At 69.5% G+C, this 16,279-nt stretch carries 15 protein-coding genes and 1 pseudogene; 9 read left to right on the plus strand and 7 right to left on the minus strand.

The features are described 5' to 3' along the window. Positions 1–456, plus strand: a pseudogene (locus tag ACJ73U_RS18705) (monooxygenase); the annotation flags it as partial. 136 nt (positions 457–592) lie between these two features. Here the strand turns inward: ACJ73U_RS18705 and ACJ73U_RS18710 are convergent. The 5 genes from ACJ73U_RS18710 to ACJ73U_RS18730 form a co-directional block, all read right to left on the minus strand. Then, the gene (locus ACJ73U_RS18710) at positions 593–1,414 is read right to left on the minus strand and encodes a BTAD domain-containing putative transcriptional regulator (RefSeq protein WP_407778946.1); all 822 of its coding nucleotides are present in this window, start codon (positions 1,412–1,414) and stop codon (positions 593–595) included. 768 nt (positions 1,415–2,182) lie between these two features. Next, positions 2,183–2,866 carry a ScbR family autoregulator-binding transcription factor gene (locus ACJ73U_RS18715; protein WP_407778932.1) on the minus strand — a complete coding sequence of 228 codons (684 nt, stop codon included), beginning with the start codon at positions 2,864–2,866 and terminating at the stop codon, positions 2,183–2,185. A 347-nt stretch (positions 2,867–3,213) separates the two neighbouring features. Continuing rightward, complete coding sequence (locus ACJ73U_RS18720; RefSeq protein ID WP_407778933.1) at positions 3,214–4,077, minus strand: streptomycin biosynthesis protein; 864 nt, start codon at positions 4,075–4,077, stop codon at positions 3,214–3,216. 282 nt (positions 4,078–4,359) lie between these two features. Further along, a complete protein-coding gene (locus ACJ73U_RS18725; protein ID WP_407778934.1) occupies positions 4,360–5,463 on the minus strand; it encodes a cytochrome P450 in 1,104 nt (367 codons plus the stop codon). 259 nt (positions 5,464–5,722) lie between these two features. Further along, on the minus strand, positions 5,723–6,838 hold the full coding sequence (locus tag ACJ73U_RS18730; protein WP_407778935.1) for a ScyD/ScyE family protein: 1,116 nt from the start codon (positions 6,836–6,838) through the stop codon (positions 5,723–5,725). 312 nt (positions 6,839–7,150) lie between these two features. Here ACJ73U_RS18730 and ACJ73U_RS18735 point away from each other — a divergent pair, with 312 nt between their 5' ends. The 8 genes from ACJ73U_RS18735 (at position 7,151) to ACJ73U_RS18770 (ending at position 13,677) form a co-directional block, all read left to right on the plus strand. Next, entirely contained in the window at positions 7,151–7,429 is a 279-nt protein-coding gene (locus ACJ73U_RS18735) for a hypothetical protein (RefSeq protein ID WP_407778936.1), read from the plus strand. A gap of 9 nt (positions 7,430–7,438) precedes the next feature. Beyond that, positions 7,439–7,729, plus strand: coding sequence for a carboxymuconolactone decarboxylase family protein (locus tag ACJ73U_RS18740; RefSeq protein WP_407778937.1), 291 nt, complete (start codon positions 7,439–7,441; stop codon positions 7,727–7,729). Continuing rightward, positions 7,726–8,586 (plus strand): RNA polymerase sigma-70 factor, encoded by an 861-nt coding sequence (locus ACJ73U_RS18745; RefSeq protein WP_407778938.1) that lies wholly within the window; start codon positions 7,726–7,728, stop codon positions 8,584–8,586. Before ACJ73U_RS18740 ends, ACJ73U_RS18745 begins: the two co-directional genes overlap by 4 nt. 430 nt (positions 8,587–9,016) lie before the next feature. Continuing rightward, positions 9,017–9,589 (plus strand): hypothetical protein, encoded by a 573-nt coding sequence (locus ACJ73U_RS18750; protein WP_407778939.1) that lies wholly within the window; start codon positions 9,017–9,019, stop codon positions 9,587–9,589. After that, on the plus strand, positions 9,586–9,807 hold the full coding sequence (locus ACJ73U_RS18755; protein ID WP_407778940.1) for a hypothetical protein: 222 nt from the start codon (positions 9,586–9,588) through the stop codon (positions 9,805–9,807). The genes ACJ73U_RS18750 and ACJ73U_RS18755 overlap by 4 nt, the downstream gene beginning before the upstream one ends. 103 nt (positions 9,808–9,910) lie before the next feature. Next, a complete protein-coding gene (locus ACJ73U_RS18760; RefSeq protein WP_407778941.1) occupies positions 9,911–11,875 on the plus strand; it encodes an FAD/NAD(P)-binding protein in 1,965 nt (654 codons plus the stop codon). A gap of 288 nt (positions 11,876–12,163) precedes the next feature. Continuing rightward, a complete protein-coding gene (locus ACJ73U_RS18765; RefSeq protein ID WP_407778942.1) occupies positions 12,164–12,595 on the plus strand; it encodes an NfeD family protein in 432 nt (143 codons plus the stop codon). Positions 12,596–12,597: 2 nt separating this feature from the next. Continuing rightward, a complete protein-coding gene (locus ACJ73U_RS18770; protein WP_407778943.1) occupies positions 12,598–13,677 on the plus strand; it encodes an SPFH domain-containing protein in 1,080 nt (359 codons plus the stop codon). Positions 13,678–13,890: 213 nt separating this feature from the next. On the opposite strand, the gene ACJ73U_RS18775 is transcribed toward ACJ73U_RS18770, so the two are convergent. After that, positions 13,891–14,715, minus strand: a complete 825-nt coding sequence (locus ACJ73U_RS18775; RefSeq protein ID WP_407778944.1) for an SCO6745 family protein — start codon at positions 14,713–14,715, stop codon at positions 13,891–13,893. A 374-nt stretch (positions 14,716–15,089) separates the two neighbouring features. Then, the coding region (locus tag ACJ73U_RS18780) for a BTAD domain-containing putative transcriptional regulator (RefSeq protein ID WP_407778945.1) at positions 15,090–16,279 on the minus strand (1,190 nt) is incomplete at its 5' end.

The following is a 16,279-nucleotide window of genomic DNA, read 5'->3' on the forward strand; positions in this document are numbered from 1 at the left end:
GCGATGGCCATCTTCGGTGGTGACGAGTCCCAGCCGTTGCGTGACCTGTTCGGCGAACTGATCGCCTACGACGACGTCAAGCGGCACCTGTCCGGGACGGTCAGCCACGTGGACATCCGCTACGACTTCGGCCAGGACGTCCACCCGCTCGTCGGTCGCCGGCTGCCGCCGCGCACGCTGCGGACCGTGGACGGAACGGTGCGCACGCCCGACCTGCTGCGCCCGGCGCTGGGTGTCCTGATCACCCTGTCCGACACGCCGGAACTCCAGGCGATCTCGACCGCCTGGAAGGACCGGGTCACCACGGTCGCCGGCACGCTGCCCTCCCCGGGACCTTTCGACGGGCTCGCCGCGCTGCTGGTCCGCCCCGACGGCTACGTCGCGTGGGCGGGCGAGGACCCGACCGGTCTCACCGAGGCACTCGGCCGGTGGTTCGGCACCCCGGATCCCGCCTGAGCACTCCGATGGCTCCCGGACACGCAGTGGCCGATGTCCGGGGGCCGTCTCGGGTCGCCGGCCGACGAGCGGGCGCCGAGCAGGTGGCCCGACACCCGATCGCGACGACGCGGGAGTGCCGGGCCCGGGAGCGGTATCAGACCAGGTCGAAGTCATGGGTCGACCGGTCCGCGGGGCCGACGACGACGTCCAGCCGGGGGTCGAGGGCCAGCATGGCCTGGTGCAGCCGCTGCACCTTCAACGAGGGCTCGACCCCCAGCCCCTCGATCATCCGGATGCGCAGCTTGCGGAAGATCTCCAGGGCCGAGGCCTGTCTTCCCGCCCGGTACAACGCGACCATGGCCTGCGAGTGCAGCCTCTCGTGCTGCGGGTACCGCGCGATCAACTCGGTGAGCTCCGCGACGAGTTCGGAATGCCTGCCCAGGCGCAGATCGGCGTCGATCCGCCGCTCGACGGTGTTCAGGCGGCTCTCCTCGAGCCGCATGACCTCGATCTCGAGGACGGGGCCGTGCCGGACGTCGACCAACGCCGGCCCGCTCCACAGCGCGAGCGCCTGCCGGAAGAACTGGGCCGCGCGCTCGTCGTTGCCGGCCTCGAAGGCGAGGTGTCCTTCCGCGACCATGTTCTGGTACTGGTGTACGTCAACGCTCTCGGTCGGTACCTGGAGCAGATAGCCGCCGTGCCGGGTGGTGAGCACCTCCTTGGCCGCACCCGGACCGTCACCGCCGATCGCGGCGTCCAGCTGCCGGCGCAGGTGGAGGATGTAGGTCTGTAACGTGGCGGGGGCGCTCGGCGGGGGCCTGGTTCCCCATAACTCCTGCATGAGCGTGGGCACAGGAATGACCCGTCCCGGATTGAGGGCGAACAGGGACAGAATCTGTCGCGGCTTACTTGCCGTCGGAACAATCGAGGCGCCGTTGACCTCGACACTCAGTGGTCCTAGCACCTGGGCCGTCATAGGATTCTTCAGCACGTGTCGATTTCCTCTCGTGGCCGAATTCCGTCACGGTGCACCGTTGCTGAGGCGGTGTGTTTCACTTTCCGCCAGTCAGAACGGCCGCATGGCTCCGCCGGTGCCGCATTCTGGAGAGTGCCGCATCCGGGGTGAGGGGCGTGGCCCGAAGGCGCGTAGTGGCCACGTGGCCGTGCCACTGGCCTCCCGAACGTGGCTCGGCCGGCAACACCTCACCGCAGGCCAGCCAAAAGTTGAAGTTTCAACCGTAATCGACGCCACCGCCATCCCCCATGCCTCTGAATGACACTGCCCCCACCCCAGGAAACTTCCCACTGTGACCACAGTAGATATATTCCGGAAGTCCTGTCAAGTTGAAATCGAGTCTGGTCAGGGTGGTATTGAGTCAGCCATCCAGACAAAGGCGACGCGAGCGTTGATGCCATGACTGCGGTGCGTAATATCGGCCCATCGCCGCTGGCAGAGGCCTTGGCCGACCAGTCAAACCGCGCGATCGTTGAATTATATGAGTATTGAGTATTGTGATCCTTCTCGATTTCGGGTAGCCGACGACGCGCGTGCGGGACGGGATGCCGAAAGTGCTCGTGGCCAAGGGTGGTCACCCCGGCAGGGATCACCGCAGGGCGTCGGTGACTCGGCGGTGATCGCCGGCGGCCACCTCGCGCCGGCGCGAGGTTCGGGCCGGGGGCGCCCACGACAGTGCGCCGGCCACGCGCGAGGGTGGCCGGCGAGGGGCGAGGAACCGCGTGTGAATCAGCCGGTGGTCGGACCGGAGTGGCCGGCCGGCTCGGCGGCGGCGTCGGTGGGACCAGGATCGTGTCGGTGGGTGCCCTGCGGTACCAGTTCCGCCAGGACGTCGGGCTGGGTGAGCCGTGGCAGCATCAGTTCCCAGTAGTCACGGAGCCCCTCGGACGACACCCACTGCGGGTCACGCAGGCCCAGCACCGCGAGGCCCACGGTCGTCGCCACGATGGCGGCCGACGCCTGCGCCGGCGAGACGTCGTCCGCCAGCATCCCCTCCCGCTGCGCGGCATGCAGGACACCGTCGATCCAGCCGCGCCACCGCCCCTGTCGGTCCAGGTGCGAGGTGTCCCAGGAGGCGGCGCCGGCCATCTGGAAGCCCGCCCGGACCACGATGTCGTCGTCGATGCTGCGCATCAGCGCGTTCGCCGCGTTGATGAGCCGCTGCAGGGCGCTGCCGGGCCGTTCGTCGGCCTCCCGGATGATCCGCGCGACGGTGTCCGCGAACTCCGCCTCCACGGCCTGCCCCAGGCCGAGCTTGTTCTCGAAGTGGAAGTGCAGTGCCCCGTTGCTCAGGCCCGCCTTCCTGCTGATGCTGCTGATCGTCGCCGACACGAAACCTTCCTCGGCGAACACCTCCGCCGCGGCTCGCAGCAGTGATCGCCGCGTGCTCTCGGCCCGCTCCTTTTGCTTCATCCGGTCCGCTCCATCAGTTGATGCCCACCAGTCACAACAGCAGCGACTCGACCTCCGTGGCCGCGAGAGCGCACCGGCTGCACCGGGCCGGGAGAACAACGGTGCCGGCCCGTTCTCGGACCGGCACGACAACTCTGCCGTGGTTGCCGCACCGGTACGGGCTCCAGCGACGCGGTCCCCGGCTCGGCACGCGAGCCGTGGCGGGCGGGCGCCGTCAGTCCGGGCACGTGGTCCGGCAGCACCGGGGTCAGGCCGACCACGTCCGCAGCGAGCGGCGGGGTCGGCACCACCTTCACTGCCACTCCTCGAGACCGTGCGGGCGAAACGTGGTGCGTGGCGGGAAGCCGCTACGCGTCACGTCGGAGCAGTTGGTGGGCCAACCTGCTCCACGTGGCCGCGTAACCGTGGGCCAGGTCGGCGACCTCGGCGGCCCAGTGGCGGGGCAGTCCGTGTTCGAGGGTGGCGATGGCTTCGTCGTCGACCGAGTAGTGGTGCAGCCAGCGCAGCACGCGCCGGCCCGCTTCGGTGAGCCGCAGCGACGGGTCCTCACCGAGCCGGGCCAGCAGCTGCTGACCGGGGACCTCGCCCCTGTGCTCGGCACGGACCGCGGGCTGGGGCGTGCGCCGCGCGGCGGCGGTGCGTTCGGCACGTCGGGTGTCGCGGTAGCGGTCCGGCACGGGGTCCTCGCCGCGCTGGATGCGCTGCCGCACGTCCCGCACGGTGGCCGGGGACAGCCCGGTCGCCCGGGCCACCTCGCGCAGGCCGGCGTCGGGTCGATCGAGGAAGACGGCGGCGGCACGGCGCCGACGCTCTGCGCCGTCGAGCGGACGCAGCCGGCCGTCCCGGCCCAGTCGCGGGTCGGATCGCGTGGCGTCCGCGGCCGACGACTGCGCACGGATCCGGGCGACGGTCTTGTCCGACATACCCGCGGCGGCGGCGACCGCGCGGTCCGACCACTCGGGATGAGCCCGGAGGATGCAGGCCGCCGCGGCCGTCCGGTCGGCGCGGGACACCGGGCCGGGTGTGCCGGCGGTCACGGACTCGATCGGGACGGCGGTCCGGTTCGCGGTCGGCCCGGCAGGGTCGGGGGAGTCGTCGAACACGAACGAGTCGATCCCCAGGCGGGTGGTCGAGTGGGCGATCCCGAGAGCCGAGGACTCGATCCCCTCGCGGCCGACCTCCGGGTCCGTCAACCGCTGCGCCCTGACCAACGTGAACCTCCTGATCGTGCTCGGAAAGCGAAGGCCTGCTTCGACAGCAGGGTGCCATGCCCAGCGCGCTGCTTCCATTCTGTATCCGTGGCATCGGGTCGCACTGGAGTACGGCGTGAATGTGAGCCCTGCTCAGCACCGTGGAGCATCGACACTGATCTCCTCGGCGGGAATGCCGCGGTGGTGCGCGGCTCATCCCGCCTGCTCCGTCCGGAACAGGCGGGATGGCTGACGGCGGAACTCCTCGCGTCGACGACCGCGCCACCGACGAGGCTGGGCGCCCTACCAGGTGACGGGTAGTTCCAGCAGTCCCTGCAGGGTGGTACCCGGTTTGAAGGGAATCTCCGTCGCGGGCACCGCGAGTGCCAGGCCGGGTAGCCGGTCGAACAGGGTACGCAGCGAAATCTCTATCTCGGCTCGGGCGAGATTGGCCCCGAGGCACTGGTGGATACCGAAGCCGAACGCGAAGTGGTGCCGCACCGGCCGGTGCCAGTCCAGCTCGTCGGGTTCGCTGTACACGGCCGTGTCGCGATTGATCACGGAGTTCGAGAACACGACACCGTCGTTGGCGCGAATCGTGTAGCCCGCGATCTCGATGTCCGCCGTCGCCACCCGCAGCGCCCCTTCCGCGACCGAGAGGAAGCGCAGCAGCTCCTCGACCGCCGCGGACATCAACTTCGGGTCCGCGCGCAGTTCCGCGAGCCGGGCCGGGTGCTCGATCAGCGTGAACGCCCCCAGCGCGATCATGTTCGTCGTGGTCTCGTGCCCCGCGACGATCAGCAGCGACGCCAGGTGCACCAGATCGTCCTCGGCGATGGCACCCTCGGCGAGCTGACGCTGGATCAGGTCGTCGAGCAGTCCCTCGCCGGGTTGCCGCCGCTTCCGTTCGATCAGCTCGCCCACATAGGTGTGCAGGCGCATGCCGGCCGCCGCGGTGTCCTCGGGCGTCGGACCTGCCAGCAACCGCCGGGACTGTTCCTCGAACAGCTCGTGGTCCTCGTACGGCACACCGAGCAGCGCGCACATCGTCAGGGACGACACAGGCAGCGCGAATCCGCGGACCAGCTCGGCGGGCGGCCCCTGCTCGATGATCCCGTCGATGAGTCGGTCGACCGTCGCCTGGATGCTGGGCCGCAGCGCGGCGATCCGCTTGACCGTGAAGCTGGGGATCACGGTGCGCCGCTGCGCGCTGTGTTCGGGATCGTCCACGCCGAGCAGCGACAGCCGCCGGCTGCCGACACGCTTCTTGAACTGCGGTGTCGGCGAGGGAAACCATTTGTTCGTCTGGTCGGCGGACAGGCGCTGGTCGATGAGCAACTCCCGGGCCGCGGCGGCGCCGGTGACGAGCCACACCACGCGCCCGTCGTAGAGGCTGACCTGAGTCAACGGCCTCGCCGCACGGAGCGGGTCGTACGCGGCAGGCGGGTGATACGGGCACGTACGGTCCTGGGGAAAGGCGACGAGTCGTTCCGTCACTTCTTCCGTCATGGATGCCTCACGTCTGGTGAGCAGCGGGAAAATCGGATTGGTGATACTCCACGAAATCCGTCGGCACGAGCCGGCCGGAGCGGCAGCGCCCGCCGCGGGTGGCATCGGGCCACGCTGTCACACTCGTCGGCCGCCGCGGCACAGGGAGGTACTCGACCTAGCGCGCGGCGCCGGAGAACTTCAGCAGTTCACCATTGTTGGTGATCGCGTTGTTCAGCACGTAGGCATTACCGTATGAATCGACGGCGAGACCGGTGGGCGCGTTCAGGACGCCGCCGGTGTCGATCGTCGTGGTGACTCCGGTCCGCACGTTGATCCGGGCCAGGGAGCCGGGACCGGGCACCTGCGTGCCCACCGGCGGGGTGCTGCCGTAGGACAGCGCGATCAGGTCACCGTTGGGCGCCAGGGCGAGGGCGATGACATCCGTCAGACCGGTGGTGATCAGGGTCAACCCGCTGCCGGGCACATAGCGCCAGATCCGGGAGAGTCCCACGTTCTCGCCGCTCATGTCACTGATGTAGAACACGCCGTTCGAGGCGCGCACGATCCCGGTCGGCACCGACTGCGCCTGCGCGCCGGTCGACGTGACGTTGCTGGGAACGACGGCCGCGGTCGAGACGGTGCCGTTCGGCGCGACAGACAGCACGTCGTTGGCCCCGGCGTCGGTGGCCAGGAAGCCGCCGTTACCGTCCTCGACGAAGTTCCACGGGTTGGCGAAGACGCCGGTCCCATCGGGGTCGGCCGCGGCCTCGTACGCGGTCAGATCACCGAGCAGAGTGCCGTTCGACAGGCTCAACGTGCCCAGTGGACCGCTACCCGCGCCGAGTGCGGCACGGTCGGCGGGACCACCGCTGAAGCCGTAGATCACCGCGAAGGTGCCGCCCGCGTGCGGTACGGCCTGGGTCGCGCCCGCGATCACGACGGTGCCGTCGAGACGGACGATCGCCTCGGACGGCAGACCTGTGACGACCCGGCGCTGCCTCGAACCCGCGATCGCGTAGATGGACCCGGTGAAGCCCAGGCACCGGGTGATGACACCGGGCGCCGGTGCGGTGCAGGGCGTGGTCGGGCCACTGCCGCCCTCACCGATCAGGATCGTGCCGCCGGCGCCGATGGTGACCGAACGCGGATTGTGCAGACCGCTCGCCACCACGACCGGGGTGCGCGTGTTCTTGCTCGTCGCGGCCTGGCTCGTGACCGCGGTCGCCGTGAGGCTACCTAATACGGCCGTTACCAGTAACGCCCCCGCCCAGATCCTTTTTGCACTCGCCATGTCTCTCCTCAACTTGGCACGCCCCCATGTCAAGGGCGAATCCCTGAAGCCACCCTAGACGTAGGGATCATCGGAACCGAAGTGGTTCAACATCGGAAAATCCGCACTTGCACGCCGCCTCAAGTCGCATTCCAGTTTTGGGCCGGGACTCGCCTGCTGAGCGGGTGGACGGTCACGCCGTCCCGGCAGCCCGACCGCATGCGTTCGTCGACGTGGCACGGTTGCCGGACGGGTCGCCTGAAGTCGGGTGTCACATTCGCGGGCTCCGCGGTGTCTTCATGGATGACCAGGTGAAGCACACAGGAGGACAGCATGGCGGTACGCATCCCGAAGGCAGAGCTCCCCGCCGAGCTCAGGGACGCTATGATCAAACAGCTCGGGTCCGTGCCCGAGCCAATCGCGGTGTCGTACAACAATCCGCCCGTGGCGAACGCCAACTCGGAGTACTCGGCCAAGGTGGCCACGTGGACCGCGTGCGACGCGGCGCTCAAGACGTTCGCGCACATGGCCGTCGCGGCGCAGATCGGCTGTAGCTGGTGCCTGGACATCAACTACTTCCTGGCGCTGAACCAGAACCTCGATCTGACCTAGGCCAGCCAGGTGCCGAACTGGCGCCAGTCGGACGTGTTCAGCCCGCTGGAGCGGGAGGTGCTGGAGTACGCCGAGGCGATGACCAACACCCCGACGACCGTGACCGACGAGATGTCGGCGAGCCTGCTGGAGCAGCTCGGCGCGGCGGCGTTGGTCGAGCTCACCACGTTCATCGCCTTCGCCAACATGGCGAGCAGGGCCAACACGGCGCACGGAATCACTTCGCAGGGTTATTCCGACTCCTGCGAGATCCCGCTGGCCAAGCGGCCCGATACCGCCGGTGTAGCTTCGGGGGCATGACACCCGATCCATTCGTCGCCCACCGCAGCCTGCTGTTCACGGTCGCCTACGAAATGCTCGGCTCGGCGACCGACGCGGAGGACGTGCTGCAGGACTCCTGGCTGCGGTGGGCGGACGTCGATCGGTCCCAGGTGCACGATCCGCGCGCGTATCTCGTGCGGATCGTCACCCGGCAGGCACTCAACCGCCTGCGAACGCTGTCCCGCAGCCGCGAGGACTACGTCGGCGAGTGGCTGCCGGAACCGCTGCTGACGAGTCCTGACGTCGCGGAGGACGTCGAGCTCGCGGAAAGCGTCTCGATGGCGATGCTGACCGTGCTGGAAACGCTCGCGCCGGTGGAGCGGGCGGTGTTCGTGCTCCGTGAGGTCTTCGACATGCCGCACGGTGAAATCGCCGAGGCCGTGGGCAAGTCTCCGGCTTCGGTGCGCCAGATCGCGCGGCGGGCCCGCGGCCACATCATGGCCCGACGGCCCCGGATGCGGGTCAGCGCGTCGGAACAGCAGGCCGTGATGGATCGGTTCCTGGCCGCACTGGACACCGGTCGACTGCAGGACCTGATGGAGGTCATGGCACCGGACGTGGTCATGATCGCCGACGGTGGCGGGGTCGCGGCCGCCGCACTGACCCCCACGCACGGGGCGGAAGCGGTGGCGGCGGTGCTCGCCCGCGCGAGCCGGTCCGCGCTCGTGTCGACGGCCACATGGCTCAACGGTGCGGTTGCGGCTCGGATCGAAGTGGCCGGCGAGCCCGCCGCGGTGAGCGTCGCGGTGGCAGACGGTCGAATCACCCACATCTATCTGGTCCGGAACCCGCTGAAGCTGACGCGGCTGGACCAGCAGGCCAACCTCGCCAGGTAGCCACGGACCGTGCCGGGCGTGTCGTGTCAACTCAGGAAACGACACGCCCTTTTCCGCTGCCGGCCGGGGGCCGGTTCGCGAATCGATTGGCCGCCTTCTGCCGCGAGCACCTGGAAACTAGATTTCCTCTTCAACGGCGATCGATCGCGAAAAGAGAGGGACCCGACTCCCGCTAGGTTCTCACTCCGGCCGCGGTAGACCGGCGTTGACAACGGCCGAGCACACGGAGAAGTTTAATCTTGCGTCCATGACGCCGCACCCAGCGACATTGTTCGGAGGCCCGCCAGGAGACCGAGCGAAGGTGAAGGTGGTGCCGCTCCACAGAATCTCCTGACGGGGCTATCTGTTGTGGACAGATATACTGCTGAAGGGAATCGCGATGGAGTTGGTCCTATGCCCCAGGAACCATCGTCGGGAAATCCTCGCCGCTGTGGGCTCCCTTCTCTGCCGCCCGTGCATCACACAATTGACGAAAAATCTGCGCGAACTCCCCCGGCTGCACGAGGAATTGCTGAGCGAAATGGTGTCGCCGCCACGCCGGATCAATCCGACGAAGGTGTCCGGCAGCCGTACCCGAGATCACCTGAACATGGCCGCGTTCGATACTCGGCATGATGTTCTCGCCATCCTGAATTCGTGGGCCGGAATCATCACCGAGGAGTTGGGGGCACCGCCCCCAACACGATCCGTTCTCGACCTGACCCGTTTTCTGCTGCGCCACCTGGAGTGGCTCACCGCGCAGCCCCCGGCCGCGGACTTCGCCGACGAGATCGAGCGGCTGCACACCGAGTCGCAGTCCGTCGCCAACCCCGCACCTGAGGACGGCGAGACGCACGCCCTGAAGTGCGGCGTGACCGGCTGCCGGGGGACGATCGACACCTCACCGCGGCGTGCCGGCGGAAACGGGAGCACGCTCACCTGTTCGTTCGGACATTCCTGGGACGTGAGCGAATGGCTCACCCTTCGAGATTTCGCTGTGGACAACGAAAGGGATCCCACGTGAACAGGCCGCCGCGCCACAGGCTCGTCCCGACGAAGGTGGCCGCCCTGGCCGCCGGAGTGTCCGAGGCGACGATTCGCAAGTGGGTGAGTCGGGGCAAGATAACCCGTTACGGAACCCTGGGCCGCTCGGAGTTCGACATCGACGAGCTCACCGAGATCGCCCGGCGGCGTGGCCGCCGCGCCGACCGGACCGGTTGCGCCGATCCCGCGCACAACTAGGCTCGTGACCAGCTACCTCGGCCGGCACGGGACCGCCACGCGCGGGTGATCCGTGACCGGCTCCCGCCGGGACCGAACCACCGGTGCCCCATTGGAGAAGACCGTGACGCATATCGGCATCATCGGCGCGGGGCCGCGTGGGCTCTCGGTTCTGGAACGCCTGCACGCGAGCGCGACCGACTCGACGCAGCCGATGACCGTCCACGTGGTGGACCCGGATCTGGACATGGGCAGCGCGGTGTGGCGGATCGACCAGTCACGCGAACTGCTGATGAACACCGTCGCCGCGCAGATCTCCATGTTCGCCGACGACTCGGTCGAGTGCGTCGGGCCGGTCGTCCCCGGCCCGAGCCTGCACGAGTGGGCGCGGTTCGTCGACTATCTGAGTCCGGTGGGGAGCCTGCCCGACTGGGTGCGCGCCGAGTGTCGCGCCCTGGGCCCGGACACGTACCCGACCCGCGCTCTCTACGGGCACTACCTGCGGTGGGTGCTCCGACACCTGCTCCGCACCACACCTGACGGTCTCACCATCGTCCTGCACACCAGGGTCGCGACGGGACTGACCGAGACCGCCGACGGCAAACAGGTCGTCGATCTGGACGACGGGACGGTGCTGGACGGGCTGGACTCGGTGGTGCTGACCCAGGGTCATCTGCCGATGATGCTCTCCGACGAAGAGGCGACGCTCGCCGAGCACGCGGCACGCCACGGTCTCCGCTACGTGCCTCCCGGCAATCCCGCCCGGGTGGACCTGTCGTTCGTCAAGGAGGGCGACGAGGTCGCACTCCGCGGCATGGGCCTGAACTTCTTCGACCACGTGGCGTTGTTGACCACCGGACGCGGCGGCAGCTTCAGCCGGACGGGTGACGGTTCGCTCACCTACCGACGCTCCGGCCGCGAACCGGTCCTGATCGCGGGGTCCCGCCGCGGAGTGCCGTTCATCGCCCGCGGCGAGAACCAGAAAGGCCCGTTCGGCAGGCACGAACCGCTGTTCCTCACGCCGTGGGTGATCAGCTCGCTGCGGTCGCGAGCCGACGCGGGCCGACCCGCCAACTTCCGCGCCGAGGTGTGGCCGCTGATCGACAGCGAGGTCCGGTCGGTGTACTACACGGCACTGGTCGCCGAACGGTCGAGCGTCCACGGCACGCAGGCGTTCACCCGCCAGTACCGAGCCATCTGCCTGGAGGACCTGGCCAGGGCACCGGTCGGCTCACCGTTCGACGAGCGGCGGTCGCACGCCGAGTCCGCGCTCCTGGACCGCTACGGGATCACCACCACGAACCGGTGGGACTGGCACGCGATCACCAGGCCGTACGGCGAACTGTCCTTCCGCAACGAGGACAGCTATCGCGCGTGGCTGCTGTCCTACCTGCGGCGAGACGTGCGACAGGCGTTGCGCGGCAACGTACACAGCCCGGTCAAGGCCGCTCTGGACGCGATGCGCGACCTGCGCAACGAGATCCGGCAGATCGTCGACCACGGCGGCATCAGCGGCGATTCCTACCGGGACGACCTGCAGGGCTGGTACACGCCGCTCAACGCGTTCGTGTCCATCGGTCCGCCCGCTCGGCGCATCGAGGAGATGATCGCGCTGATCGAGGCGGGGGTGCTGCGGGTCGTCGGGCCCGGCATCCGGATCACGCCCGTGGACCAGGCGTACCTCGTCACGTCGGTCGGGGTGCCTGATCCACCGATTCGGGTGTCGACGCTGATCGAGGCCAGGATGCCCGAACCGGACATCCGTCTGGCCACCGATCAGTTGCTGGGCGGAATGCTCGCCCGGGGCACCTGCGCGCCGCACCGCATCCCCGCCACCGGCGGCGCGTACTACGAAACCGGTGGCCTGGCCGTCGGTCCGCGCCCCTACCCCATCCTCGGTGCGGACCGGGCACCGCACCCGCGTCGGTTCGCCTTCGGTGTGCCGACCGAGACCGTGCACTGGGTGACGGCCGCCGGCATCCGCCCCGGCGTGAACTCGGTGATCATCGCCGACGCCGACGCCGTGGCGCAGGCATGTCGTGCCGCGGCCGCGCGGGCCCACCCCGTGCCCACGAGCACGCCTGCCTGACCGAGATGACCTTGGGTGGGGTGGGTACGTCGCTGTGATCCCCCTGCAGACCAGCGCACCTGGCTGGTAACCAGGGACAGAGCCGTTGTTCCCACGCCCCTTGACCTCCGCACTCGTCATCGCTCGGAGTGGTAGTCTGGCCTTGGTGCGCCGGGAAGACTGGTCGGCAGTTGACCGAACAGTGGACCAGGAGCCTGAGGAAATGTCGCCCCATCGAATCTTCGGCAGAGCCACCGGATCCGCGAACGCGACTACTCCCCGCTGTTCTTCAAGGGTCGGGGGTGGCCGGTGGAACTCTGGCTCATCTGGCTAGTGCTCGCCTTCGTGCTCGGTGTCGTGGAGATCTTCACGCTCACCGCGGCCCTCGGTGTGCTCGGCCTCGCCGCGCTCGTGCCCGCGTTTCTCGCGGCCCTCGGTGCACCGCTACCGATCCAGCTCCTCCTGTACGGCGTGACGGCCACCTTCGGCGTGGTCCTGGTGCGGCCGGTCGCGCTTCGCCACCTGCGCCAGCCGCAACTCGAGCGTTTCGGTGTCGACGCACTGGTCGGGAAACGTGCCTATGTGGTGCGGGAGGTGACCGACCGGGACGGCCGGGTCCGCATCGACGGCGAGGAGTGGACCGCGCGGCCGTTCGACGAGTCGCAGGTGATCCCGGTCGGCACTCCGGTCGACGTCATGCGGATCAGTGGCACCACCGCCTTCGTCTACCCACGGGAGTAGTCATGGAGATTTCGGCTCTGCTCGTCGCCAGTGTGCTCGTCGCGTTGCTGGTCGTGTTCGCCGTCCTGCGCGCGGTGCGGATCGTGCCGCAGGCGCGGGCACGCAACGTGGAACGGCTCGGCCGGTACAGCCGGACGCTGCAGCCGGGCCTCAACTTCGTCATCCCGTTCATCGACCGGGTGCACCCGGCGCTCGACCTGCGCGAGCAGGTGGTCTCGTTCCAGCCGCAGCCGGTGATCACCGAGGACAACCTGGTCGTGGAGATCGACACGGTGCTGTACTTCCAGATCACCGACCCCCGTGCCGCGGCCTACGAGATCGCCAGCTACCTGCAGGCCGTCGAGCAACTCACGGTCACCACGCTGCGCAACGTCGTCGGGTCGATGGACCTGGAGAAGACGCTGACCTCCCGCGACACCATCAACAGCCAGCTGCGCGGCGTGCTCGACGAGGCCACCGGCAAGTGGGGCATCCGCGTCAACCGCGTGGAGATCAAGGCCATCGACCCGCCGAAGACCATCAAGGACGCCATGGAGAAGCAGATGCGCGCCGAGCGGGACAAGCGCGCCGCGATCCTCGGCGCAGAAGGCCAGCGCCAGTCCCAGATCCTCACCGCCGAGGGCGACAAACAGGCCGCCGTCCTGCGCGCCGAGGGCAACCGGACCGCGCGGATCCTCAAGGCGGAAGGCGAGGCCAAGGCCATCGAGGAGGTGTTCCAGGCGGTGCACCGCAACGACCCCGATCCCAAGCTGCTCGCCTACCAGTACCTGCAGACCCTCCCCCAGCTCGCGCAGGGACCCGGCAACACGTTCTTCGTCATCCCCAGCGAGGTCACCTCCGCGCTGCAGAGCGTGTCCCGCGCCTTCACCGAAACCCTGCCCAGGTCGTCGGCCGTCCGCGACCGGCCGGCAACCGACGAGCTCGGGGCGGAGACCGCGGCCGAGGTGGCACGGGCCGCCAACGCCGCCGCCGAAGCGGTGGCCGACGCCGCCGAGGTAACGACCGCGATCCCCACCAAGAGCACGCGCACGAGAACGGCCGCGACAGGCACCGCGGGACTCGATCGAGAAACCGGAGACTGAGACCGCCGTCTCGCCAGAACTCCAGCAGGCACCTGAAGTCGATCTTCTTTCAGGACTGGCACCGGCTCCCGCGGCGACCTCGTCGCCCGATCAGCGCGCCATGCAACTCACGGCTCCGCAATTCCACACGAGTTGCGCGACGTTTCGGCAACGGCCCGTCTCCGTGGAGGACGGCGGCGTTGACAGGTCGCGGCCGTCGCTCGATGCGCCCGTTCAGTCGTCGGCGGCCTGTGCCGCGGCGGCGATCGGCTCGAGCCTCGCGGCCAGCTCGTCGAGCTCGTCCGCGGTGAGCACGTCGTAGGGCGGCGCCGCCAACTCGTCGGTGAGGGCCTCGATCCGCTGCTTGGTCTCCCGGCCGGCGTCGGTGAACCCGCCGGCGGCGTCCACGAGGCCGCGGTCGCGTAGCCCGTCGACGACAGCGGCCAGCTGCGCCTGGGGCAGGTGGTGGATCCGGCCGAACTCCTCCGCCCTCATCCCGAGGGAGAGAGCGAGCAGGACGTGGGCCTCGGTGCCGCCGATGCCGTGGGTGAGGAGGACGGCGTTGTGGCCGTCCCCGCGGTGCTCGCGCAGCAGCGTCGCCGCGTGCCAGAGCCTGGCCACCGGCTCCTCGGGCACGTCGAGCGCCCGGAGCCCGGCGTAGAGCGCCCGGCCCTCGGTCGGCGCGCTGAGGGCCGCTCGGGCGGCGAGGTCGGCGGCCCGCACCAGACCGGGGGACTCGGCGAGTTCCCCGATCCTCTGCCGCAATGCGGTGGCGCTGCCCCGCTCGCGCACGGCGATCGCCTCCCGCGGGGTGATCTTCCCCCACACCCACGGGATGTGACGTGCCACCTCGCCGTCGGCGAAGTTGTAGAAGACCGCGTGCACCACCTCGGCCGGCGCCAGTCCCAGCGGCGCGGCCCGGCCGGCGAAGTACCCGTCCCAGTAGTTACGCATGCCCAGAGCCAGGAACGCCTCGTTCGGCACCTCGGAGTAGGTGACGGTGGCGATCGGCTCGAGGAGCTCGAACATGCGGTGGACCTCGGCCTGTGAGTGCGACATCGGTCAGCACCTCCTGTGGTCGTGACCGCGCCCTCGTGGGCGGCCTCCCACCCTGGCTACGAACAGCACGGCCCGGATCCGACAACTCCGGTCGAGCAGGAGACAGAACTCGCCTGGGCTGCCTGATGTCGCATCCGGGCGACCATGTCGACCCCTCTCGTTGAGGAGCGGCGTGCGCGAGCGTCGGGAGGCCAGGGTCAACTGCTGGTCTCCGCGTTCGGCGTCGGGTGTCGTCGCGCTTGGCCCGTAGGAACGCGTCGGCCAGTGTCGACGTAGCCGCGCACCGCGGTGAGGTTGCCACGCACCCACGCGACCGGGTCCTCCGTGCTGGTGTTCAGGACTCGCAACAAGGCCTGACATGATCGACTCCGCCATCAGTGGACCGAGCCGCTCGCCAGCCGGCGGATCGGGGTCGTCCTGTGGGCGTACCGGCGCAGGAAGTCGGTCACGGTGAACCGGCAGCCGTCGTCGCGGATCGCGAGGTGGCCGGCGACCAGTTCGCCTACCCACTGCCGCGTCGGCGCGCGCGGGGTCGCCAACCGTGCCGCGACCTCCGTCACGGTCAATGGCCCTTCGTTCGCGAGCACGTGGAACACCGCGCGGGCCCGTGGGGAGAGCCGGTCGTAGGAGTAGCCGATCGACACGCCCACGTCGAGCGCGCCGTCCCCCTCGACCGACAGCCGCGCGAACAACCCGTCGTCGACCAACTCCTCGACATAGTCCGCGATCCCGCGCGTCGGGTCGTCGGCGAGGTTCGCCGCCGCCACGCGCAACGCCAGCGGCACACACCCGCACAACCGGGCGAGGTCGAGTGCCGCCGGTTCCTCGGCCGTGGTCCGGTCGCGGCCGATGATCCTGGCGAGCACCTCGACGGCGGTCCTCGGTGACAGCGGCGGCACCGTCGTGCGGTGGGCGCCCTCCCCCGCGACCAGCCCGGTCATCATGTCGCGGCTGGTCACCAGCGTCCGGCAGGACGAGGTCCCGGGTAGCAGCGGCCGCACCTGCTCGACCGACAGCGCGTTGTCCAGCACCACGAGCACCCGCCGGTCCGCGAGCACCGACCGGAACAACGCCGTCGACTCGTGCGGGGCGGCCGGGACCTGCGCCGACGGCACACCGAAGGGGGCCAGCAGCCGGGCGTGCGCCTCGGCCACCGACAGCGGCCGGTCCGCACGGTGCCCACGCAGGTCGACGTACAGCTGCCCGTCGGGGAAGTCGCCGGCGTGCCTGCGTGCCCAACGCAGCGCCAGCGCGGTCTTGCCCACGCCGGCGAACCCGCTGAGCACCAGCACTGACGGATCCGCGTCCGGGTCCGCGCGGAGCCGGTCCAGTTCGGCCAGCTCCCGTTCCCGACCCACGAACGCCGACGCGTCCACCGGCAGCAGACGCGGCACCGGCGCCCGGACGGCGATGGCGGGCGGCTCCTCCCCCGGTTCCTGCGCCGAGCTCAGGATCAGCTGGTGCACCCGCCTCAGCTCCTGACCGGGCCCGACCCCCAGTTCGTCGTTCAGCAGGCGGTACACCCGCTGGTACGCCGCGAGCGCCTCACTCTGTCGACCGGTCC

This window comes from Actinophytocola sp., assembly GCF_045807065.1.
Taxonomy (GTDB): Bacteria; Actinomycetota; Actinomycetes; order Mycobacteriales; family Pseudonocardiaceae; genus Actinophytocola.